This is a genomic window from Deinococcus grandis, assembly GCF_001485435.1.
Classification (GTDB): Bacteria; Deinococcota; Deinococci; order Deinococcales; family Deinococcaceae; genus Deinococcus; species Deinococcus grandis.
Genome location: NZ_BCMS01000001.1, coordinates 1271132 through 1293068, shown reverse-complemented (window position 1 = coordinate 1293068; position 21937 = coordinate 1271132). Strand labels below are relative to the sequence as shown.

Here is a 21937-nt window from a genome sequence, read left to right as displayed (position 1 = left end):
CTACTACAATAGAATTATGTCTGTAACATATCTGGAGTATTCGGATCCGAACGGAGCCGAGCACAAGTTCTACGAGGTGACCGTGGACGGCGCCGACCTGACCGTCCGCTACGGCCGCATCGGCACCGACGGCCAGACCCAGCGCAAGACCTTCCCCAGCCCCGAGAAGGCGCAGGCGGAAGCCGAGAAGAAACTCCGGGAAAAACGCCGCAAGGGCTACGAGGACGCCGTGCAGGGCGTGCGCCAGAAACGCGAGGTGGTGCGCCGCACCTTCACCGAGACCCGCTCCACCACCCGCCAGAGCGCGCCGCTGCTGTGGAAGTTCGACACGAAAGCCACCGCGTTCGGCATCTTCGCGGGCGACGATCAGGTCTGGGTGGGCAACGAGGCCGGGCAGGTGCACGCCCTGAGCCCCGACGGCGAGGTGCAGAGGTCGTTCACCCTGCCCGACGGCGTGAAATGCCTCGTGCGGGACGACCGCTGGACCTTCGCCGGGTGCGACGACGGGAACGTGTACGACCTGAGCGGCAAACTGCCCTTCGTGGCGTACGAGGTCGAGGGCAGCGCCGCGCTGCTGTGGCTGGACATCCACGCGGGCACCCTGGCCGCCAGCGACTGGGACGGCAACGTGTTCGCCTTCGACGCCGAGAGCGACCAGCAGTGGGCGAACGTCGCCACCGGCGGCAAGATGGGCTGGATGGTCCGCGTGGACGACCGGGGCGTGTACTACGGGCACTCGTCGGGCGTGGGCATGTACGACCGCACCAGCGGCCTCCCGCTGTGGCAGGCCAGGACGCGCGGCGGGGTGCTGTTCGGCTGGCAGGACGGCCAGGATCTGTACGCGGGCACCACCCAGAACCTCATCCAGCGCTTCACGAAGGCGGGCGAGCACGTGCAGGACTACGCCTGCGACGCCGCCGTGCTGTCCTGCGCCACCAGCCCCGGCGGGGAGTACGTGTTCGCCGGGGACAGCGGCAGCGCCGTGTACTGCTTCACCCGCACGGGCGAGCGCCTGTGGAAGCTGGGAAGCGGGGTGGGCGGGGCCCTGAGCATGCAGTACTCGGGTGGGCGGCTGTACCTCGTGACCTCGCGCGGCACCCTGGCCGCCCTGGACGCCAGCCCCGAGGCGATCCAGGCCGCGCAGCGCGGCGAGGCCCCCGCCCCCCGCGACGTGAAACTCGCCGCGGCCGCGCAGGTCAGCGCGCCCCTGACGCAGCTGGCCGTCACCGCCGACAGCGGCCAGGGCGTGCGGCTGGTCTGCGAACGTGACGGTACCCGCCTGCGCGTGCGCCCCACCACCCCCGGGTATCACGCGTGGAACGTGCAGTTCCCCCGCAACCTCCGCGAGGTGGGCGCGACGTACCTCGTGGAGGACCTCGTGGACGCCGGGGGCTTCTACCGCGTGGTGGGCGACATCCGCCGCGTCGGGTAAGGACCCGCACCGGCAGCCTGTTTCCGCTTCAGTACAGGTGGAAGTCCTTCAGGCCGGTGGCCTCGCTCTGCTGGGTCTGGACGTCCTGCACGCGGGCGTGGGGCGGGCCGCGCCGCAGCCAATGCAGCAGCCGCGCGAGGTCGTCCTTGTGCCCTTCGGCGACGACCTCGACGCGGCCGTCGCTGAGGTTCTCGGCGTACCCGGCGAGGTTCAGGTCGCGGGCGTAGCGTTGCACGTAGCGTCGGTAGCCGACACCCTGCACGGTACCGGTGATGAGGGCGGTCAGGCGCATGGGGGGCATCGTAGCGGCTTTCGCCCTTTTGAACGGTGGGTTTCTGACGGTTGCATGAGGATGCCGTGGGTGCGGCATTCACGCGGCGCTGCGTAGAATGCGGGGAATGCGGCCAGGAGCGTGTGGACAGTGGAAGGACCGGACAACGCCGGGCCGGGTGGAGGCGTGACGGAACCGCGCCCCGAAGACCGTGACGTGACGCAGGACCCCGCTGCTCCGGAGACCGCGCCCCCCCCGCGCCGCCGGGGCCGGGTGTGGTGGTGGGTTCTGGCTGTTCTGGGCGCCCTGCTGCTGATTCTGGCGCTGCTGCCCACCCTGCTGGGTGGGGCGCTCCTGGCGCGCTTCGGGACACCGGCAGGCGTCAGTGCGGACCGGGTCACGGGACCCCTGTGGGCGCCGAACCTGTCGGGCGTGCGCGTAAACATCCCGGGCCTGAAGGGTGAGGCGGGCCGCGTGGGCGTGACGGTCGCGGGCGTGAATCCCCTGACGCGCGTGGTGCGGCTGAACGTGCAGGCGTCCGACGCGGCGCTGAACCTGAAGTTGCAGGACCTGTTCGGCGGGGGCGGCGGCGCGGGGGGCGGCGGGGGCGGCTGGACGGTCGTGCTGGGCGGCCTGGACGTGCAGCGCACCCGCCTGACCGTGGACGGCACGGGCTTCAACGTCCCGGATGGGCGCTTCACGGTCACGCCGGGGCAGGGCGGGGCGCTGGCGGTGCGCGGCGCGACCCGTGACGGTGACCTGAACGCGGACGTGCTGGTGGCCGAGAAGGCAGGCGCGAACGTCTTCACGGTGGATCTGGACGCGGACGCGCGGGTGCTGAACCACTACTGGCCGGGCGTGACCGCCGGGCGCATCACCGGGCGCTACGTGCTCGGGGACGGCCCCATCGTGGGTGACCTGCGGGTGACGGACGCCGCGCTGCGCGTGCCGGAGGCGAAGTTCGTGACGGTCACGGGCATCAGCGGTACGGCCACGCACCGGGGGGACGACATCCGCCTGAAGCTCGCCGGGCAGGGCTGGAACGGCCCGGTCACCGCGACCGGTGGCGTGGACCTGAAGGCGCAGAACTGGTCGGTCACGGCCGACGCCGCACCGACCGTGTCGGGGCTGGCCCGCGCGCTGGGCACGACGGGGGACGGCAACCTGAAGTTGCGGGTCACGGCGGGCGGCTGGAGCACGGTGCGGGTGAAGGCGTACGCGCAGGGCGCTGGCACGCTGGCGGGCGTGGGCTTCAGCAACGCAAACGCCGAGTACACCTTCCTGAGCGAGGACGGGAACGTGGCCGGGCAGACGAACGATCTGGCGTTCAGCGCGGACACGGCGCTGGGCGGCTCGGCGCAGAAGCTCGCGGGTCGCTGGGCCTTCGGGCGCGAGGGCCGCGTGAGCGTGAACGGCACCTTCGCGCAGAAGGCGCTGGACGTCGAGGGCCGCATCGACGCGAAAAACCTCTTGAGCTTCGACGGGCAGGGCCTGGGCGGGCCGCTGCGTGGGACCTTCGCGCTGGAAGGCAGCCGACTGAACGCCGTGCTGAACCCCACCTTCGGCGCGGCGGGGGCACGCGTGGCCCTGAGCGGCACGCCGGACGATCTGCGGGCGCGCGTCACGGACGGACAGGCGGGGCCCTTCACGGGCCTGTCGGGGACGGCGGCTTTCGATCGCCGGGGCCTGCGCGTCGATCTGGGCGCGGCCAGCCTGAACCTGGACAGGAACTTCCGGGGCACCTGGGCCGCCCGGAACCTCTCCGGGAATGGCGTGACCCTGACCGGCGGGGGCCGCATCGACCTGACGGGCGGGGACGTGACGGGCACCCTGAACGCGACCGTGCCGGGCGTGCCGCAGCCACTGCAGGGGCCGCTGGACCTGAATTACGTGCGGCAGCGTGGGACGTTCACGGCAGGGGCTCAGCAGCTGAGCTGGAACGGGGACGCCTTCGGGCTGCGCGCCCGGAACCTCGCCGTGGCGGGCGGCCTGCGGGTCACGGGGGACGTGACGGTCACGAACACCCTGAAGGCCTTCGGGTCGCTGCGGGCCGTGGGGGCAGGCGTGACGCTGAGCGCGGTGGGCAACGGCACGACCGCGCAGCTGCGCGGCACGTCGAACGGCGTGACCGTCCTGGCCGACGCGGACCTGCGCGCCCCGTACCGCGTGCAGGCGCGCGTGGCGGGCGCGGACATCCGGGGGAGCGTGACGCTGGACCGCGGCGTGCGCTTCAGCCTGACCACGCGGGGCGACACGGCCAGCGGTACCGTGGACGGCGAGACCATCACCGCGAAGGGGCGCGTGAACCTGGGCGCGCTGCGGCCCCTGCTGCCGGGCCTGAACCCGGGCGGCACGCTGGACCTGAACCTCGCGGGGCGGGGCGGGTCGGCGCGCGTGAACGCGCAGGCGGCGGGCGCAGCGGTCCGGGGCACCCTGACCCGGCAGCCGGGCGCGGGCACGCCGGTCACGGCGGACCTGACCGTGACGTCGGGCAGCGGCGCGGGGCGCGTGGCGGCGCAGGTCGCGGGCCGCGTCTTCCCCGACGTACAGGTGGGCGGCACGGTGCAGGCGCAGGGGCAGACTCTGAACGCCCGCGTGAGCGGCCCGTACGGCGCGCTGAGGGCCGCCGTGACCGGCCGCACCGGCGTCCTGTCCTTCGGCGGCGTGACGCTGCCCGCGCAGGCAGTGAACCTGCGGGGCACCTTGACGCCCGCCGTGCGCGTCGGCGGCACCTGGGGTGACCTGACGGCCGCGTACGACGGCCGCAGCGGTCTGGTGCAGGTCAGCGGCGCGCAGGCCCTGACGGCCTTCGGGCAGGCTGGTCGCGTGCAGGGCCGCGCGTCCTGGGCACCCGGGCCGGGCGGCTCGTTCCGGGGCGCGGTGAACGCGCGCGGGGTGCTCGATCAGTACACCCTGGCGGTGAACGGCCCGTGGAACGGCCTGAACCTGCTCGTCACGGACGGCGAGGGCCTGCGCGCCGAGGGCACCGCCTCGCTGCCCAGCGGGCGGTACGACGTGGATGTCAGCGGGCCGCTCGGGAACGGGCTGTTCGTGGACGGGAACGTGCAGGGGACCGGCGCGGAGCCGCGCGGGCAGGTCGCGGTGCGGGACGCGCAGGGGGGCCGCGCGAGCGTGACCCTGGCGGGCTTCGACAACCTGAACCTGACGGCCAGTGGCCTCACGCTGGCCGGGCAGCGGCTGGAGGGGACCCTGACGGCCCGGAACGGCGTGCTGGATGGCCGCCTGAACGCCGGGCCGTTCCTGGTCCGCGCGGACCGCGGGGCGCTGCGCGTGACCGGCTCGGTCGCGGGGCAGGCCGTCACCGCGACCGGACGGGTGCGGCTGCCCGCCACGCTGGAGGGTCTGAACCTGCGCGTGACCGGCCCGTACTTCACGGCGGCGGCGACCGGGGGCGTCGCGGACCTGCGCGGCACCCTGACCGTGAAACCGCAGCGCTTCGCGGCGGGGCCGACCGCGCTGAGCGTGCCGGGGCAGTCGTTCCCGCTGCGCGCGTCGTTGACCGGGCTGCGCGCGACCGTGGGCGGCCTGACGTACGCGGGCGGCACCTGGGCGGGCGCGCTGGGCCTGCGCTACGCACTGGGGAGCACCCCCGCGACAGAACAGGCGGGTACCGTGCAGCTGGCCGGGCAGGGCACGACCACCCTGCTGGCGCTGCCTTCGGGGCCGCTGAACGGGCGGGTGTCGGTCCTCCCGGCGCTGGGGGGCACGCTGAGCACCAGTCTCGCGCCGTTCGCGGCGGGCCTCCCGGCGGACGTGCGCGCGGCACTCGTGCCGGGGCAGCTGGAGGTCGCGCTGGGCGGAAGCAGCGCCACGCTGTTCACGAGCGGCACCCGGTACCTGGGTGACCCGCTGCGGCTGGACGCCCGCGCGGACTGGCGCAGTGGTCTGACCGTGAGGGGCACCCTCACCCACCCGGGCTCGCGGATTCCGGTGGCGTACGGCGGCGCGGGCCTGACGGTCCGCAGCGCCGTGCTGGACGCCCGGGTGCTGAGCCCGGTGCTGGACGGCGTGCGCGGCCGCATCGCCCTGAACCTGAGCGTGCCGGATCTGGACTTCACGCGGGCGACCGGGCGCGCGGACGTGAACGTGCAGGCCGCCGGACAGGCGGCGCGCGGGAGCGTCAGCCTGCTGCGCGGGCAGGTCAGCGCGAACCTGAGCAGCACCCTGGGCGGGCAGGCGCTGAGCGTGCGCGGCCCGCTGTACCCGCAGGCGAACGCCGCCGTGACCTTCGAGGACCTGCGCGCCGCCCTGACCGGCCGCGCGGGGCCTGGGGCGGGGGACGCGCTGACCCTGCGAGTGAACGGGTCGTATGCCGGGAAGGCCGTGAACGTCACCGCGACCGGGGTGGCCCTGACGGGCGGCGCGGCGCGCGTGACCCTGGGCGGCAGCGTGGCGGGCGCGGCGCTGGACCTGAGTGCGGCGCAGCGGTCGGGTGCGGGCCTGGGGGCCTGGACCCTGAGTGGTTCGGCGAACGCGGGCGACCTGCGGCCCCTGCTGGGGCAGGCGGGCCGGGCGTCCGTCACACTGGGCGGCACCCTGGCCGACGTGCGCGCCACCGCGCAGGGCGAGGTGGGGGGCGTGACCTTCCGTGCCCCGGCGCGCTTCGCGGGCGGCGTGCTGCGTTTGGACGGCGCGCAGGCCGAACTCGCGCAGGGCACCGTGCGGGCGGGCGGGCCGGTGTTCCCGGCGCTGAAGCTGGACGCGAAGGCGACCCTGACGGACCTGCTGCCCGGTACGTACACGGCGCAGGTGCGTGGCAGCCTCTCCCGGCCGGACGTGACCGTGCAGGGCCGCCTGACGGACGGTCCGTCGGGGCTGCGCGCGGCGGGCACGCGCGTCTCGGCGCACCTGCTGGGCGGCGCGTACCGCGCGGTGTTCACGGGCGCCCCGCTGGCGGGCGAGGTGCGGGGCGACCTGGGCACCGGCGCGCTCGGTGGCCTGCAACGCGTCGCGCTGACCCTGAACGCGGCGCTCGTGACCGCCGACACGGACGTGCGGCTGCGCGGCCCGATCGGCTGGAACGCCCGCACGGGCTTCAGCGGGTCGCTGCGCGCGGTGGGTGACGTGCCCGGCGGGCCGCTGGACGCCCTGCTGGACGGGGCCCCCACGGGCGACCTGACCGTGGCTGCCACGCTGGGCACCGGCGTGCGTGAGGCCCGCGTGACCGGGCGCCTGCCCGCCAGCCTCCCGCTGCGGCCGGGCGGCACGTTGACCCTGGCGAGCTTCGACGCGGGCGCCCTGTGGGGCCGCGCGGAGCAGCTGCGCCTGAGCGGTGCGGCCACGCTGAGCGGCGCGTCGTGGAGCGCGCTGAACGCCGCGTTCAGCGGCGCCGTGCAGGACACGCAGGGGGACCTGAGCGGCGCCCTGAGCGCCCGCTACGCCGCCGGGAACGCCCGCGTGCAGCTGACCGGCGCACGCACGAGCGGACTGGCCACCCTGGACAACGGGCGCTATGCCGCGTCGCTGCGCCTGGACGGGCTGCGTGCCGCGCGGCTGCTGCCCGCCGGGCTGGACGTGGACGCCCTGACCGTGGCGGGCACCCTGACGGCCAGCGGCACCCTGTCCGGTGGGCTGGAGGCACTGAACGCACAGAACCTCGCGGTGAAGGGCGAGCAGGCGCAGGCCGGGCCGTTCAGCCTGTATGGCCGCGCCGCCTTCGATCCGCGCGCGGACGTCCTGAGCGCCGACCTGAGCGGCAGCCTGCGTGACGGCGTGCTGCGCGCCCAGGGCTCGCTGCCGGGTGGGCTGCGCGTGACCGCGCGCGACCTGAGCGCCGCGTACCTGAACGCCGCGTCGCTGGGGAGCGGCACGCTGGGCGCGGACCTGACCTTCACAGGCCGCGCCGCCGACCCGGCCGTGGCGGGCCGCGTGACGCTGACCACCGACCAGCTGGAGGCCTTGATCACCGCGTCGGGCCGGGTGCTCGACCCGCGCCTGAACGCCCGCGCGGCCCTGAAGGGCAGCCTGGGCGGCACGGTGTACGCCGAGGCGAGCGACCTCGACCTATCGGCGGGCACCCTGCGCGCCCGCCTGTACGGCACGGTCAGCAGCGGTGACACCCGCGCGACACTGGATCTGAACGGGGTGTGGCCGCGCCTGTCCGGCTCGGTGCGGGCCAGCGTGGCGGGCCTCCCGGACCCCGTGACCCTGACCGGCGACGGGCGCGGCACGTACGCGCTGGCGGCCGGGCGACTGGGTGCGGGCACGCTGAGCCTCACGCCGGGCGCGAACCTCGTCCCGGCGCTGGCGGGACGCCTGAGCGTCACGCCGCTGCCGCTGGTGGGCGGCGCGGGCGAGGCGACCCTGAGCGCCAGCCTGGGCGGCACGCTGGTCTCCCCCACCCTGGCGGGCACGCTGAGCACGCGCGGCGCGGCGCTGGCCGGGATCACGCTGGGCGACCTGGGCGGCACCCTGTCCGGCACGCTGGCCGGAGTGAAGGGGACACTGACTCAGACGGGCCGGACGGTCGCGACACTGGACGGCTCCCGCGTGACCCTGATCGGCCTGAGCGCGGCGGCCTTCGGCAGTCAGCTGGAGGCGTCGGGCAGTGCAGCCCTGGACGGCACCGCCGACCTGACCGTGGACGCCTCGGGCACCCTGGCGGGCCGCGTGCAACTCACGAACCGCGCGCAGGCGCTCGGTGCGCGCGGGAACCTCAGCGGACCGCAGGGTCTGCGCGCCGCGCTGGACGTCACCGCCGACCGCCTGGGCGGCTGGCGCGGCAGCGCGCGCGTCACGGGCGGCCCCGCCGGGATCCTGACGCAGCCGCTGACGCTGCGCCTGAGTGGCCCGCTGGGGACGCCACTGGCGCAGGGCGAGGCGGGCCTGCTCGGCGCGGGCGCCCGCGTGGTCGCCAGTGCACGCGGCGTGCAGCTGCGCCTCGTGGACGGCCCGCAGGCGCAGGGCAGCGGCGTGCTGGAAGCCCGTCCCGGCGCGCGCGGCGAGTGGGCCCTGCTGGGCACCGCCAGCCTGACCCGGCCCGAGGGTGCCGTGACCGTCACGGCGGACGGCACCCTGGCCGACCCGCGCGCGCAGCTGTCCGTGCGGCGCGGCGAGTGGCGCGCCAGCGGCAGCGCCAGCCTGAAGGCCGCCGACCTGAACGTCTCGGACGGACTGGTGGACGGCTCGCTGCGCTGGCAGACCGGGCAGCTCGCGGCGAACCTGCCGGGCCTGAACCTGGGCCGCCTGGGCATCACGGGCCTGTCGGGCCTGCTGACCGCCACGGGCAGCGTGAACACCGACACGACCTCGGGCCGCGTGGCGCTGAGCGTGCGGGAACTGGACACGCCGTACGCCGCGCCGTACCTGGGTGTGGCGCTGCGCGGCAGCCTGGACGGCGACGTGACCCTGGACGGGGGCCGCCCGACGGTGAACCTCACGGCGGCGCTGCGGGCCGGGACGCTGACGCTGCGGGCCGCGCAGGGCCCCGAGGTCTGGACCGGCACCCTGACGGGCCGCCTGACGCAGGACGACGGCCGCCTGGACGTGAACGTCCGCGCCGCCGCCGACGGGCTGCGCGGCACGCTGGGCGTGACCGCCTACCCGCTGGACGTGGCGGGCCAGACCGTGCGCCTGAGCGGCACGCTGAACCTCGACGGGCAGACGTTCGTCGCCGATCTGCGCGGCGGGAACGACATGGGCAGCGCGGACCTGAGCGCCTCGGGCGGCGTGGCGGACCTGATTCCCGCGCTGGAGGGCGTGCTCGCCGTGCAGCCCACCGGGGACGGGTACACGCTGCGCGCCACGCTGGACGAACTGGAGGTCCGGGACCTGAAGATCGCCCCGGCGCTGTCCGGCCGCGTGAGCGGCGAGGCGAACCTGCGCGGCGGGGGCGGCACGTTCGTGCTGCGCGCCGACGCACTGACCGTCGGCACGAAGACCCTCCCGGCCCGCCTGGAGGGCACGCAGGTCGGCAGCGACTGGCGCATCCGCGGCTTCCTGGGCGAGTCGGACTTCACGGCGGGCCTGGGCGGCGGCGAGGTGTTCGGGCAGGGCAGCCTACGCGCCCTGCCGGTGGGCGCGCTGGTGGGGGCCTTCACCGGGGAGACGCCCGGCGAGGGCGTCGTGACCGGCGTGGCCCGCTTCCGCTTCCCGCTGGCCGACCCGGCGGCCGGAACGCTGAACGTCGTGGCCGAACGCATCCGCGTGAGTGCCACGAGCGGCACCGGCGAAGGCGCCGTGACCGAGACCCTGACCGGGAGCGGCACGCTGGACTTCGCCAGCCGGGAGCTGCGCGGCGTGAACATCCAGCTGGGCGGCGCCGGCACCTGGGACGTGCGCGGCCAGTACACCCGCGAGAACGTGAACCTCAGCGCGCAGTTCACGGACACCACCTTCACGCCCGTGCTGCGGCTGGTGCCGGGCCTGGTGGACCTGACCCCCAGCCTGAAGGGCACCCTGACCCTCTCGGCGGCGGGGACGTACGACCGGCCGCGCGGGCTGCTGCGCGCGCAGAACCTCCAGGGCAGCGTGGCGGGCCTGAGCCTGAGCGTGCCGCAGTTCGCCGGGGACCTGCCCGACAGCGGCGCGTTCACGGCGGGCGGGCGCGTCCTGACCGGCGGCACCGTCGGGTCGGGCGGCACGCTGAACGTGGCCGGGCAGCTCACGCTGGGCCGCCTGAGCGGCACCCGCGTGACCTTCGCGGGCCTGCTGGCGCCGCAGCCGCTGGGCGCCCTGCCGGACAGCTCGGTGACCCTCGCGCAGCAGCCCGACGGCCGCTGGACGCTGGACGCGCAGAGCCGCAGCACCACCGCGGCCAGCGGCACGGGCACCCTGAGCCTCACCGGGACGCTCTCGCCCAGGTGGGACCTGAGTCTCGCCGCGCGGAACTACAACCTGCCGCTGGCGATCATCTACGGCCGCGAGAGTGCCCTGAACGCCGACCTGCGCGCCGTGGACGACGGCAGCGTCATCCGCGTGACCGGCGCGGCCGACTTCGCGCGGCTGGTGCTGGGCCGCGTGAACGCCCCCGCCACCATCCCCGCGCCCGGCCAGAACAAGGTGGACGCCGCCACGGGCCGCACCACCGACAACTTCGTGAGTCCCCTGCCCGAGGAATTCACGACCTTCCCGCAGCCGCAGCAGGACCCGGCGGCCCGCCCAGCGCGGCCCTTCCTGCAGCGGCTGGTGTTCGAGGACATTCCCATCCGCGCGGCGAACGGCATCCGCATCGACGAGAACCTCGTCCGGGCCGAGTTCACGGGCAGCCTGACGCTTGCGGGCAGCGGCGACCGCCCGCGCCTGAGTGGCGGGGTCCGCTCGCAGCGCGGCTTCGTGTACCTGCGTGAGAACGAGTTCGCGCTGCAGGACAGCAGTGTCACGTTCAGCGGCGACAACCTCTACCCGCGCTTCAGCGTGCAGGCCAGCGGCACCGTCACCGCCGTCACCACCCGCCAGCGCGTGCCGGTCACGCTGGAACTGAGCGGCGAGTTCGTCACGCGCAGCGGCTCGCCGGTCCTGGACCTGACGACCACGCTGCGCTGCACCGCCGAGGGCAGCAGCTGCGCTGACCCCGACACCGGACTGCCCTACGGCGAGGCGGAACTGTACGCGCTGGTCGCCACCGGCGTCCCGAACCTCGCGGCGCTGCCCAGCAACCTGGGCGCGCTGGGGTCCAGCGCCATCCAGACGGCGCTGAACGTGTTCGTGCTGGGCGAGTTCGAGCGGACCATCGCCAACGCGTTCGGCCTGGACGTGTTCCGCCTGACCCCGCAGCTGAGCGTCGAGGACGGCACCGTGGGTGCCACGATCACGCTCGGGTCGTACCTGACCCGCGACCTGTACCTGCAGTACCAGGTGGACCTGAACGGCGAGGGCCTGATCAACGCCGAGTACACCGCGCCCGACAGCCGCTTCACGTTCAAGGTCAGCACGCCCCTGAAGGGCCTGAACCTCCAGTCGATCCGCCCGACCTTCAGCGTCGGGTACAACGTGAACGACCGGACCAACGTGAACTTCGGCGTGGAGAACGGCGAACGCGGCGCCGTGTTCCGCTTCGGGGTGCGCTACCTGTTCGGGCGGTAAAGGCCGGGAGTGGAGGTGGGGGACGCACGCTCCCCACCTCCAGACCGGAAGAACGCCGCCCCCGCTGATTGCAGGGGCGGCGCTGCCGTGCGGGGTCAGCTCAGCCGACGGTGACGTTCGCGCGGGGTTCCAGCGCGTAGAAGGCCACGACGGCCACCAGGGTGCCCACCCAGCCGGGGGCGCTGCCCAGGTCCAGCTCGAAGGGGCGGCCCAGGACGGTGCTGCCCAGCTGCCCGACGAGCTTCTCGCCGGTCTGCTGCGCCACGACGTTCCAGCCGACGATGGGTTCGCCCATGAAGCCGGTCACGCGGTCCACGCCACGCAGCGTGAGTTTCTGCGCGCCGACGTTGCCGCGCAGCTCGCCGTCTTCCAGCTCGATCTTCACGGAGTCGGCGCCGACGGTGCCCTGCACGCCGCGCTCGGTGATCTCGAGGTTGATGTCCTTGCCGTGCAGCTTGCCGCCCGCGCGGCCCGTGATCGTGTCGCCGTCGATGACGCAGCGGATGCCGTAGCCGTCCGCTCCGCCGAGGCGGCCCTTGATGAGGTCTTCCATGCGCGCGAGTATAGCGTGCCCTCACGGGGCGGGGCGCGTTCCCTCCCGCCCAGGCGCGAGGCCCAGCCGCTCGAAGTACGCGCGGCGGGTCAGCACCGGCCCGCCCTCACCGAGTGCTACCCGGCCCACGTTCCAGCGTTCGAACAGGACGCGCAGCGTGCCGCCCAGCAGCGCCGCGCCGAACCACGCGGGCGGCTCGCCGTTCCAGCGGAGCGTGTGCCCATCCCAGGCGAGGTGCGGGCAGCCCTCGTCGTGCGCGGCCCAGAACATCCCACCCGTGTCCCCCAGGCGCTGCGCGCGGACGGTCAGGGGCGGCTCGCGGACCTCCGCGTCGAACTGCGGGGCGCTCCACACCTGCGCGTACAGCCCGTACAGGCCCTGCTGCACGGCATGCGCCTGGGCGCGGACGCGGGCCTCCTCACGCCCGGTGAGGCTGCCAGGTGGGCGGTCCAGTTCCGCGCGCAGGGCCGAGAGCTGGGCCTCCAGCGGTGCGAGGCGCTGCCGGGGCGTGGGCGGCGGCGGCGGTGGAGGCGGGTCCCCCTGGAGGGTCGCCGCCGGGTCGAGGTACTCGCGGCTGCCCCAGCCACTCACCTCGCGCAGCGCGGCGTCCTCGATCACCCACAGGCGCGTGGCGACCTCCCGCGCGAAGCGGCGGTCGTGCGTGACGATCACCACCGCGCCCCCGTACGCCTGCACCGCGCCCTCCAGCGCCAGCAGCGCCTCCACGTCCAGGTGGTTCGTGGGTTCGTCCAGCAGCAGCAGGTCCGCCCGCAGGCCACTGACGAGCGCCAGCCCCGCCCGCGCCCGCTCGCCGCCCGACAGCACCTCCGGAGTCTTGGGCCAGTCCTCCGCGCCGAAGCCCGCGCGGCCCAGCAGGGTATTCGCCTGCCGCCCGAAGCGCCGCTCGAACTGCGCGTGCAGGCCCTCGCCCGGCGTCAGCCCGTGCCACGTCTGGTCCAGGCTGGCGACCGTCACGCCCGGCGCGACCCGCAGCGCAGGCGGCGACCCGACCTCCCCGGTCAACGGGTCCGGCGCGGGCGGGTCCGGGTGCAGCTCGCCGGACAGCAGGCGCATCAGCGTGGTCTTCCCCGTGCCGTTCGCACCCATCAGCGCCACCCGGTCGCCCTGCCGCAGCCGGAAGGCGGCGTCCGTCAGCACGGGCCGGTCCCCGTACGCCTTGCTCAGGTGCTCGCCCCACGCCACCAGCGGCGCGCGCGCCGTGCCCGCCAGCAGGCGCATGCGGATCTGCCGTTCCGGCAGCGGCGCCTCCGGCACGCTCTGCCGCTCCGCGCGGGTCTTCAACGCCCGCGAGCGGCGACCCCAGCGGTCCAGCACCTCCACACTCTTCGAGAGCCGCTGCGCCTCACGCTCCCCCAGCCGCGCCGCGCGGGCCTGCGTGCGCCGCTCCAGCTCCCGCTGCGCCGACGCCCGCGAGTACCCCCCGGGATACCCGGTCGCCGCGCCGTGCTCCAGCCACACGCTGCGCGTCACCACCGCGTCCAGAAACTCCCGGTCGTGACTGGTCAGCAGCACCCCACCCCGGAACGCCCGCAACCACCCCTCCAGCCACTCCCGCATGCGGATATCCAGATGGTTCGTCGGCTCGTCCAGCACCAGCAGGTCCGGTTCACGCGCCAGGGCCAGCGCCAGCGCCAGCCGCGTCCGCTCCCCCCCGGACAGCGTGCTCGCATCCCGGTCCAGAAAGCGCGTCAGGTCCAGCATCCCCAGCACCCGCGCCACGCGCGACGGCCAGCGGAACGCCTCCACGTCCTCCAGGTGCGCGTGCAGCGCCGACCAGCGCGCCAGCACCTCCGGATCACCCAGGTCCGCCTCCAGCTCCAGCAGGCTCACCTCCAGCGCCCGGTACGGATGCGCCGCGTCCACCAGCGACCGCACACTCCGCCCCGCCGGATGCGCGTGATGCTGCTCCAGCACCGCCACCCGCAACCCATCCGCGCGCCAGACCTCCCCCTCCTCCGGCACCCGCTCCCCGGTCAGCACCCGCAGCAGCGTCGTCTTCCCCGCCCCGTTCCGACCCAGCAACGCCACCCGCTCACCCAACGACACACCCACACTCACGCCGTCCAGCACCACCCGCTCGCCGAACAACACCGACACGTTCGACGCAGCAATCAGGGTAGACGGCACAGACACGCCCGCAAGGCTAACAGACCACGCACAGACGCGAATGCGCCGAAGGGCTCAGTGCAGCACGGGAGGGGGCTGACCTGGGGACGACCCCGGGCCACCTCCCCGCAGCGGGGAGGCAGGGGACAGCCTGGATTTCCTCAAGGGGAGCTGGCCGCGCAGCGGACTGAGGGGTTCACCCACACCGTCCGCACCTGCCTGACCATTCTGTCCTGTGCTCCATGCGCTCGCAGCCCTGAGTTCACCGCCACCCGTCCGCTATCCTGTGTCGGATGTCGGTCGTGCCTCACCCTGCTCCTGAAATGCCTTCTTCCGCGCCGTTCGTGGTGGCGGCGCTGTATCAGTTCCGGGCGGTGGCGGACCCGGCGGGATTGCGGGAGCGGCTGCTGGCGCTCGGTGAGGCGGGGGGACTGTGTGGGACGTTGATCGTGGCGTCCGAGGGGATCAACGGGACGGTCGCGGGGAGCCGCGCGGGAATCGACGCGCTGCACGCGGCGCTGCTCGCGGAGGGCTTCGCGGGGCTGGAGTACAAGGAGTCCGGCGCGTCGGCGCAGCCGTTCAGGCGGTTCAAGGTGCGTCTGAAGCGGGAGATCGTGACGCTGGGCGTGCCGGTCGCGCCGGAGCGGGAGGTCGGGCAGTACGTGGAGCCGGGCGACTGGAACGCGCTGATCGAGTCGGAGGACGTGGTCGTGATCGATACGCGCAACCGGTACGAGGTGAAGGCGGGGACGTTCCGGGGTGCGGTGGATCCGGGGATCGAGTCGTTCCGGGAGTTCCCGGCGTGGCTGGACAAGCACGCCCAGGAGTTGCGGGGGAAGCGCGTGGCGATGTTCTGCACGGGCGGCATCCGCTGTGAGAAGAGCACGAGTCTGCTGCGTCAGCGCGGGTACCGGGACGTGTTTCACCTGCGGGGCGGGATTCTGCAGTACCTGGAGGACGTGCCGCAGGAGCAGAGCCGCTGGGACGGCGAGTGTTTCGTGTTCGACGGGCGCGTGACGGTCGGGCATGGCCTGCGGGAGGGCGCGGCGGTGATGTGTCACTCGTGCGGCTGGCCGCTGGGTGAGGCCGAGCGGGCCGATGCGCTGTTCGAGGAGGGCGTGAGTTGCGAGCACTGCCACGCGCGGACCACGCCGGAGCAGAAGGCGGCGTTCCGGGAGCGGCAGCGGCACTTCGACCGGCAGGTGCAGGAGGGGTGCGGGACGTGACGGTCGCGTGAGGCGGCGCGGCGCACTTCTCGTCCTGGCGGGGCTGGGGGTGGGCGGCGCGCTGCTGCTGACCCAGCCCCGCCCGGTCACGCCCGCGCCGGGCAGCCCGGAGGTGCGCTTCGTGCAGGACATGCGCGTGCATCACGATCAGGCGGTCACCATGAGCATCCTCGTGCTGAAGGTCGCGCGGGATCGCTCGGTGCGTTCCCTGGCGCTGGACATTCAGCTGGGTCAGGAGGAGCAGAACCGGCAGATGGAGGCGTGGCTGCGCCGCTGGAACGCCCCGGACGGCACCGCGCCCGACGCGATGCACGCGGGCATGATGGGCATGGCGACGCGGGAGGAACTCCTGTCCCTGAAGACCCTGCCCGTCCGGGAGGCCGAAACGCAGTACCTGCGCCTGATGCGCCGCCACCACCAGGGCGCACTGCTCATGGCCCGGCCCCTCACAGATAGTCGTCAGCCACTCGTCGCGGACCTCGCCCGGCAGGTGACCGCCACGCAGACCGGCGAGATCCGCACCCTGGACAGCCTCCTGCACGCACGGGGCGCGCAGGCCCTGCCCGCGCCGCACGGCATGCACTGAGGGGGAGTCGAAGGGTCTGAGGGTCGAACGGTCGAAGATTCAGGCCGTTACACCCTGGACTCTTCGACCCTCGGCCCCTCAGACCGCTTCTTCCGGGATGGGTGCGGGGAAGATCAGGGCACTCAGGGCGACGCCGCCGAGGGCGGTCATGACGGCCACGCCGAGCCACAGTTCGAGGCTGAGGCTGGTCTGGCCGCGCCACACGGCGTCCCCGAGGTACGGCACCCAGACGCTGAGGGGCAGGAGGAACGCGAAGGCGCGCAGGTGCCAGGGCCGGGCGGGGCTGGGGCGCAGGAGAGCGTGCCACACGTCGATCAGGAGGCCGGTGGCGACGGCCAGCAGGGGCACGCGGAGGTTGCCGGGGAGGATCATGAGGGTCATGCCGAGGTTCGTGACGCCGTACATGACCGCGACTGAGCCGAACGGCAGGGTGAAGCGGCGCAGCAGGAGCAGGGGCGGCGCGGCCATGATCACGGCGGTCAGGAGGATGGTGCCCAGTTCCCCGCGCGTCTGCACGTAGCCCATTCCCTGCGGCACGGTCAGGAGGCCCCACAGGTACATGTGCATGAACGCGGTCATGGCGAGCAGGCTGGTGGCACTCAGGGTGGCGACCCAGCGGACGGCCGGGCGCGCATCTCGGGGTTCGGGGTTGCGCCACGCGGCGTTCAGTGGGGAGGCGGCGATCAGCATCGCGCCGAGGAACAGCAGGAGGTGCGTGGGGGACAGCAGCGCCTCGATGCCGACCTCGATGCCCAGCACGGTGTGCCACGTCAGGTCGCCGACGCCGCCCAGCGCGAAGATCGGCACGCCCAGCGCGGCGAGGTGGTACCCGTCCGGGAAGGCGCTCAGGCCGCGCCGCCCCTCGCGCCAGCCCTGCGCCGCGAGGAACAGGCACCACCCGGCGACCGCCAGGAAGCCGCTGTAGAACGCGGCGTGCCAGGGCGTGAAGAACGTCTCCAGCGTCTCCCCGAACTGGTTGTGCGCCCAGCCGTCCGTGAACACGCCCGCGATCAGCCACCACGCCAGGACGATGGTCACGAGGTTCTGACGGGTCGTGGCTCGCTCCGCGCGGGTGGCCGGGCCGAGCGTGGTGGGCGCCGTGGTCATGAGGCAGTGTACCGGGGCGGGGTGTCGTGCGGGTTCCGCTTGTTTCGTACTCGCTTCGCCCGGATTGAACGGTCTTTGCAGCCCATTCGACCGGAGTCCGTACCTACTCGCGCGCCTCGCTGATGTCGATGATGCCGGTGAAGTCCTTGTACTCCAGCACGAGTTCGTACGTGCCGTTGCGGCCCTTGCCCAGGGCGTTCAGCGCCCACTTGCCCTTGGGGCACACCTGACCGGCCACCTGCGTGCCGCCCGGGTCGAGCAGGCGCACGGTGACGTTGCCCCTGCGGACGTCGCACAGGCCGCGCACGCCGACCGCCTGGTTGTCCTCGAAGGCGTTGAAGCCGTAGCGGCTCTCCCCGGTGGCGTTCAGCATGTAGGTGGGAGTCAGGGTGACATAGCCGAACCTCAGGCCGAACGTGAAGTACATCAGCGTCAGGACCAGGGCCAGGGCAGCAATGAGCAACCGCATTCCGCCGAGTCTACCCTGAAGTGCGCGGGGCGTGCGCCACACACCCGGCCGGACGGGTCAAGGACGGCCGTCCTGCCACGCGCGGCCCAGGCGGGCGGCGCCGCCACGCAGCTGTTCGGGGTTCAGGTGAGCGAAGCCGAGCAGCACGGCGGGCGGGTGCCGTTCCTGCGCGAGGGGCGCCACGGCACCGACGGCGACGCCGTGATTGGCTGCGCGATTCAGGGCGCGGTCCTCGGTCCACGCCGGTGGGAGCGGCAGGTAGAGGTGCAGTCCGCCGGGCGCCGGGTGGGGTGTCCAGCCGGGCAGGTGCGTGGCGAGTTCGTGCGTGAGGACGTCGCGGCGGTGCGTGAGGGTCGCGCGGGCGCGGCGCAGGTGGCGGCTGTACGCGCCGCTTGAGAGCACGTCCGAGAGTGCCAGGGCGTCCAGGCGGCCCGGAACGCGATCCGTGAGGGGACGTGTGGCGGCCAGGACACGCACGACCTCGGGCGGGGCGACCAGGAAACCGCTGCGGGTGACGGGCGCGAGACTCTTGCTGAACGACCCGAGCAGGATCACGCGATCCGGCGCGACGCCCTGCATGACAGCGGGTGGCCGGGCAGCGTGATACAGGTCGGCGGCGTAGTCGTCTTCCAGGATGAACGCCCCGGCGTCGCGCGTCCAGTGGATCAGGGCCTGTCGCCGCGCGGCGGGCAGGGCCGTGCCGGTGGGGTACTGACAGCCGGGTGTGACGTACAGCAGGGTGGCCTGCGCGGGCAGGCGGTCCGGCCGGACGCCCCGGTCGTCCACCGCGACCGGCTGCACCTGCGCGCCGGTGGCGGCCAGCGCGGCGCGCGCGCCGGGGTACGTGGGGTCCTCGACGGCTGCGACCCGTCCGGGTTCCAGGAAGACGCGGGCCAGGGCGTCCAGCGCGCCCTGCGTGCCGCCGGTCAGGAGGATCATGTCGGGTGTGACCTGCGCGCCGCGCTCGGCGTTCAGGTGCGCGGCCAGTGCGCGGCGGGTCTCCAGGGGTCCCAGGGGATCGTCGGGCGGCCCGGCGCGCAGGGCCTGCGCGGCTCGCCGGGCCAGCGCCTGTGTCCACGCGGCTTCCGGGTACAGGTCCGGGACGGGCTGGCCGACGCGGAAGTCCACGAGGTACTCGCCGCCCGCGTCCTCGACCTGTCCGGCCAGGGCACGCTGGGCCCAGGCGCTCAGGGGCAGCGCGCCGGTCGGGGGGGCGGGCGGCGCGTGGGCGGGGACGCTGACGCGGGTGCCGCTGCGGCCCTGCGCCTGCACGTACCCTTCGAGTTCCAGTTGCGCCAGGGCGTCCACCAGCGTGTTCCGCGCTACACCCAGGTGGTCGGCGAGGCGGCGGTGGCCGGGCAGGCGGGTGCCTTCGGGCAGCAGGCCGCGCGTGATCGCGGTGCGCAGCGTGCGGGTGACCTGCGCGTGACGAGTCTCGCCGGGCTGCGCGGGCGGGAGGGTCAGGGCGTCCAGCCAGCCGGGCGCGGACAGGTCCGGGCTCAGCGGAATTCCCGTTCCAGCCAGGCGCGCTGCCCACCCTCGGCCTCCAGGGCCTGCCCGGCGGTGTCCAGGAAGCGGTCGCGGGCCGCCTCTGCCTGCTCGGGGGTCAGGCCGTGCGCGGCGGGGTCACGCAGCAGCTCGCGCAGCAGAGGGAATACGGGCACGGCCGCGTGCAGGGTGCCGTTCACGGTCACGTCGGCGGGCCACTTCAGCAGCCAGTCCAGCGCGTACGGGGCGGGTTCCAGCACGCACCCGCCGGGGTACGGGATGCGGCCAGGGGTGGGGAAGGTCACGGCGTCGGTCATGCCCCCAGCATGCGCCGCGCGGGGCGGCGTGAACAGCAGGTGCGGCAACGATCCGGACGCCCGGCTCGTATGGCGGGGTATGTCTCCCGGTCCCCTGGAATTCCTCGTGCTGCTTCTGGCCACCCTCTTTATCGCTCTGCTGGTGGCGCTGCCGCTGATGTGGTTGATGCGTGGCGCCCGGAAACGCGCTGAGCTTCAGCGGCAGGTGGATGACCTGCGCGACCGCCTGGATCACCTCGAACGGCCCTGAAGGCAACGGGAGCGGCGGGCCTCTCCTCTGTCGGAGTGACCCGCCGCCCCTCGTGCCGGGTGGTTACCCGACGGCGGGCGAGGTCTCCAGCGCGCTGAGGACGGCGCGGGTGAAGGTCTGCGTGTCGGCCCTGCCGCCCAGGTCGCGGGTGGGGTGTTCGCGCAGGGCCAGGGCGACGGCGCGGTCGATCTGGTTGGCGCCCTCGGGGCGTTTGAGGCCGTGGCGCAGGAGCATTCCGGCGCTCATGATCGCGGCGGCGGGGTTCGCGACGCCCTTCCCGGCGATGTCGGGGGCGCTGCCGTGGATGGGTTCGAACAGGCCCGCGCCGTCGCCTAAGGACGCGCTGGGCATCAGGCCCAGGCTGCCGGGGATCACGGCGGCCAGGTCGCTGAGGATGTCCCCGAAGAGGTTCTCGGTGACGATCACGTCGTAGCGGCTGGGGTCGGACACGATCAGCATGGCGACGCTGTCCACGTACTCGTGGTTCAGGTGCACGCCGCGGTACTCGCGGTCGCGCAGGGCGGTGACGTCGCGGCGCCACAGTTCGCTGACCTCCAGCACGTTGGCTTTGTCCACGCTGGTCACGCGGCCCTTGCGCTGCTCGGCGGCCCAGAAGGCCACGCGGGCCACGCGCTCGACCTCGGGGGTGGTGTAGCGCATGGTGTTGTACGCGGTGTCCCCGTCGATCTTGCGGTCCCCGTCGAAGTACACGCCGCCGAGCAGTTCACGCACGATCAGGATGTCCACGCCGCGCGCCAGTTCTGCCTTCAGCGGCGAGAGGTGTTCCAGGCCGGGCTGGACGCGCACGGGGCGCAGGTTCGCGTAGCAGCCGAGCGCCTTGCGCAGCGCGAGCAGGCCGCTCTCGGGGCGCAGGTGGCGGGGCAGGAGGTTCCAGGCGCTGTCCTGCGCGCCGCCCACCGTACCCAGCAGGACCGCGTCGGCGTCACCTAAGGCGTCGCGGGTGACCTGCGGGAACGGGTCGCCGTGCGTGTCGTAGGCCACGCCGCCGATCAGGTGTTCCTCGATGGTGACGTCGGGCGCGACCTCGCGCAGGACAGCCACGGCGGCGGCGGTGACCTCGGGGCCGATCCCATCGCCGGGCAGGGTGACGATCTTAGGCATGCTGTTCCTCCTGTCCGGGGTGGCCGTGACCGGCCTGAGTGGAGTGGGCGTTCAGGGTCTCGGCTTCCAGCGCCGCCTGATCGTTCGCCTTCATGTACTCCAGCCAGCCTCCGGCCTTCTGCACGTCCAGCGCGAACTGCGGGACGGGCACGAACGTGAGGCTCTGCCCGGTGCGGGTGTTCGTGATGGTGCCGCCCGTCAGGTCCAGGTCGGCCGGATCGCCGTCCTGGAAGGCTTCCACGATGCCGTCGCATTCCAGGGCCAGGAAGCCGTTGTTGATGGAGTTGCGGTAGTAGATCCGCGCGAAGTTCGGGGCGATCACGGCCGCCACGCCCGCGCCGCGCAGCGCCCAGACGGCGTGCTCGCGGCTGCTGCCGCACCCGAAGTCCGCTCCGGCCACGATGATGTCGCCGGGCTGCACGCGCCGCACGAAGTCCTTGTCGTAGTCCTCCATGGCGTACTTCGCGAGTTCGCTCTCCACGTCGGTGGTCAGGTGGCGGGCGGGGATGATCTCGTCGGTGTTGATGTGATCACGGGCAAACACGTGCACTTTAGGCATGGTGACCTCCGGGAGTGGGGGGCGATCCCAGGATCGGGTCGCCGGACGTGAGTGAGTTATGGAGCAGGGCCACGGCGACCGCGCCCAGGACGGAGAGGCCGAAGCCCAGCCAGGGCCAGCCGTGCAGGTGACCGCGCAGAATCAGGGTCAGGCCCAGAAGCAGACTCAGGGCCGTGACGGCGGCCCAGGCGAGCAGGGCGTAGGGAAAGGGCAGATGCGCCCAGAGGGGCATCTCGCGGAAGGTGTACCGCGCCAGGATCACGCCGAGCAGCAGCGGTCCCCACGCGGAGGCGAGCGGCGCCCGCCGGCCCTGACCGGGCACCCGGCACGCCATCCAGAGCGCGAACAGCGCGGCTCCGGTGACGAGCAGGCCGGGCAGGTCCATG

15 protein-coding genes are annotated in these 21937 nt (G+C 73.7%); 5 read left to right on the top strand and 10 right to left on the bottom strand.

Annotated features, from left to right (window positions below; genetic code table 11):
* The first annotated feature begins 16 nt into the window (after positions 1-16).
* Positions 17-1432 (top strand): WGR domain-containing protein, encoded by a 1416-nt coding sequence (locus DEIGR_RS06440; RefSeq protein ID WP_058976222.1) that lies wholly within the window; start codon positions 17-19, stop codon positions 1430-1432.
* A gap of 28 nt (positions 1433-1460) precedes the next feature.
* Here the strand turns inward: DEIGR_RS06440 and DEIGR_RS06435 are convergent, their stop codons facing one another.
* The gene (locus tag DEIGR_RS06435) at positions 1461-1724 is read right to left on the bottom strand and encodes an acylphosphatase (protein WP_081424489.1); all 264 of its coding nucleotides are present in this window, start codon (positions 1722-1724) and stop codon (positions 1461-1463) included.
* Between the two features lie 165 nt (positions 1725-1889).
* On the opposite strand from DEIGR_RS06435, the gene DEIGR_RS06430 reads away from it, so the two are divergent.
* Positions 1890-11747, top strand: coding sequence for a translocation/assembly module TamB domain-containing protein (locus tag DEIGR_RS06430; RefSeq protein ID WP_236704679.1), 9858 nt, complete (start codon positions 1890-1892; stop codon positions 11745-11747).
* A gap of 100 nt (positions 11748-11847) precedes the next feature.
* Here DEIGR_RS06430 and DEIGR_RS06425 read toward each other — a convergent pair whose 3' ends face one another.
* Both DEIGR_RS06425 and DEIGR_RS06420 read right to left on the bottom strand, forming a co-directional pair.
* On the bottom strand, positions 11848-12300 hold the full coding sequence (locus tag DEIGR_RS06425; protein WP_058976221.1) for a hypothetical protein: 453 nt from the start codon (positions 12298-12300) through the stop codon (positions 11848-11850).
* A 21-nt stretch (positions 12301-12321) separates the two neighbouring features.
* Positions 12322-14454 (bottom strand): ABC-F family ATP-binding cassette domain-containing protein, encoded by a 2133-nt coding sequence (locus tag DEIGR_RS06420; protein ID WP_236704678.1) that lies wholly within the window; start codon positions 14452-14454, stop codon positions 12322-12324.
* 296 nt (positions 14455-14750) lie between these two features.
* Between DEIGR_RS06420 and trhO the strand changes: the two genes are divergently transcribed.
* Both trhO and DEIGR_RS06410 read left to right on the top strand, forming a co-directional pair.
* Complete coding sequence (gene trhO, locus DEIGR_RS06415) at positions 14751-15653, top strand: oxygen-dependent tRNA uridine(34) hydroxylase TrhO (RefSeq protein ID WP_236704677.1); 903 nt, start codon at positions 14751-14753, stop codon at positions 15651-15653.
* 7 nt (positions 15654-15660) lie between these two features.
* Positions 15661-16239 carry a DUF305 domain-containing protein gene (locus tag DEIGR_RS06410; RefSeq protein WP_083523952.1) on the top strand — a complete coding sequence of 193 codons (579 nt, stop codon included), beginning with the start codon at positions 15661-15663 and terminating at the stop codon, positions 16237-16239.
* 78 nt (positions 16240-16317) lie between these two features.
* Here the strand turns inward: DEIGR_RS06410 and DEIGR_RS06405 are convergent, their stop codons facing one another.
* The 4 genes from DEIGR_RS06405 to DEIGR_RS06390 all read right to left on the bottom strand — a co-directional run bounded on the left by DEIGR_RS06405 (position 16318) and on the right by DEIGR_RS06390 (position 19620).
* Positions 16318-17346, bottom strand: coding sequence for a hypothetical protein (locus DEIGR_RS06405; RefSeq protein WP_058976218.1), 1029 nt, complete (start codon positions 17344-17346; stop codon positions 16318-16320).
* A gap of 103 nt (positions 17347-17449) precedes the next feature.
* Complete coding sequence (locus DEIGR_RS06400) at positions 17450-17815, bottom strand: hypothetical protein (protein WP_058976217.1); 366 nt, start codon at positions 17813-17815, stop codon at positions 17450-17452.
* A 57-nt stretch (positions 17816-17872) separates the two neighbouring features.
* Positions 17873-19222 carry a MocR-like pyridoxine biosynthesis transcription factor PdxR gene (gene pdxR / locus DEIGR_RS06395; protein ID WP_407638332.1) on the bottom strand — a complete coding sequence of 450 codons (1350 nt, stop codon included), beginning with the start codon at positions 19220-19222 and terminating at the stop codon, positions 17873-17875.
* A 92-nt stretch (positions 19223-19314) separates the two neighbouring features.
* The gene (locus DEIGR_RS06390) at positions 19315-19620 is read right to left on the bottom strand and encodes a hypothetical protein (protein ID WP_058976215.1); all 306 of its coding nucleotides are present in this window, start codon (positions 19618-19620) and stop codon (positions 19315-19317) included.
* A 79-nt stretch (positions 19621-19699) separates the two neighbouring features.
* Between DEIGR_RS06390 and DEIGR_RS20815 the strand changes: the two genes are divergently transcribed.
* Positions 19700-19870, top strand: coding sequence for a hypothetical protein (locus tag DEIGR_RS20815; protein WP_160329915.1), 171 nt, complete (start codon positions 19700-19702; stop codon positions 19868-19870).
* A 63-nt stretch (positions 19871-19933) separates the two neighbouring features.
* Here the strand turns inward: DEIGR_RS20815 and leuB are convergent, their stop codons facing one another.
* From leuB to DEIGR_RS06375, 3 genes are read right to left on the bottom strand one after another with little or no spacing between them, the layout of a single operon-like run.
* Positions 19934-20992 carry a 3-isopropylmalate dehydrogenase gene (leuB, locus tag DEIGR_RS06385; protein WP_058976214.1) on the bottom strand — a complete coding sequence of 353 codons (1059 nt, stop codon included), beginning with the start codon at positions 20990-20992 and terminating at the stop codon, positions 19934-19936.
* Entirely contained in the window at positions 20985-21551 is a 567-nt protein-coding gene (locus DEIGR_RS06380) for a 3-isopropylmalate dehydratase small subunit (protein ID WP_058976213.1), read from the bottom strand. The genes leuB and DEIGR_RS06380 overlap by 8 nt, the downstream gene beginning before the upstream one ends.
* Positions 21544-21936 (bottom strand): hypothetical protein, encoded by a 393-nt coding sequence (locus tag DEIGR_RS06375; protein ID WP_058976212.1) that lies wholly within the window; start codon positions 21934-21936, stop codon positions 21544-21546. The genes DEIGR_RS06380 and DEIGR_RS06375 overlap by 8 nt, the downstream gene beginning before the upstream one ends.
* Position 21937 lies beyond the last annotated feature (1 nt).

Bases quoted from the DNA above. Each gene is read 5' to 3' on its own strand.
- trhO (WP_236704677.1), top strand. From the start codon at position 14,751: ATGCCTTCTTCCGCGCCGTTCGTGGTGGCGGCGCTGTATCAGTTCCGG.
- DEIGR_RS06435 (WP_081424489.1), bottom strand. From the start codon at position 1,724: ATGCGCCTGACCGCCCTCATCACCGGTACCGTGCAGGGTGTCGGCTAC.
- DEIGR_RS06375 (WP_058976212.1), bottom strand. From the start codon at position 21,936: ATGGACCTGCCCGGCCTGCTCGTCACCGGAGCCGCGCTGTTCGCGCTC.
- DEIGR_RS06405 (WP_058976218.1), bottom strand. From the start codon at position 17,346: ATGACCACGGCGCCCACCACGCTCGGCCCGGCCACCCGCGCGGAGCGA.
- DEIGR_RS20815 (WP_160329915.1), top strand. From the start codon at position 19,700: ATGTCTCCCGGTCCCCTGGAATTCCTCGTGCTGCTTCTGGCCACCCTC.
- DEIGR_RS06400 (WP_058976217.1), bottom strand. From the start codon at position 17,815: ATGCGGTTGCTCATTGCTGCCCTGGCCCTGGTCCTGACGCTGATGTAC.
- DEIGR_RS06390 (WP_058976215.1), bottom strand. From the start codon at position 19,620: ATGACCGACGCCGTGACCTTCCCCACCCCTGGCCGCATCCCGTACCCC.
- DEIGR_RS06380 (WP_058976213.1), bottom strand. From the start codon at position 21,551: ATGCCTAAAGTGCACGTGTTTGCCCGTGATCACATCAACACCGACGAG.
- leuB (WP_058976214.1), bottom strand. From the start codon at position 20,992: ATGCCTAAGATCGTCACCCTGCCCGGCGATGGGATCGGCCCCGAGGTC.
- DEIGR_RS06425 (WP_058976221.1), bottom strand. From the start codon at position 12,300: ATGGAAGACCTCATCAAGGGCCGCCTCGGCGGAGCGGACGGCTACGGC.
- DEIGR_RS06440 (WP_058976222.1), top strand. From the start codon at position 17: ATGTCTGTAACATATCTGGAGTATTCGGATCCGAACGGAGCCGAGCAC.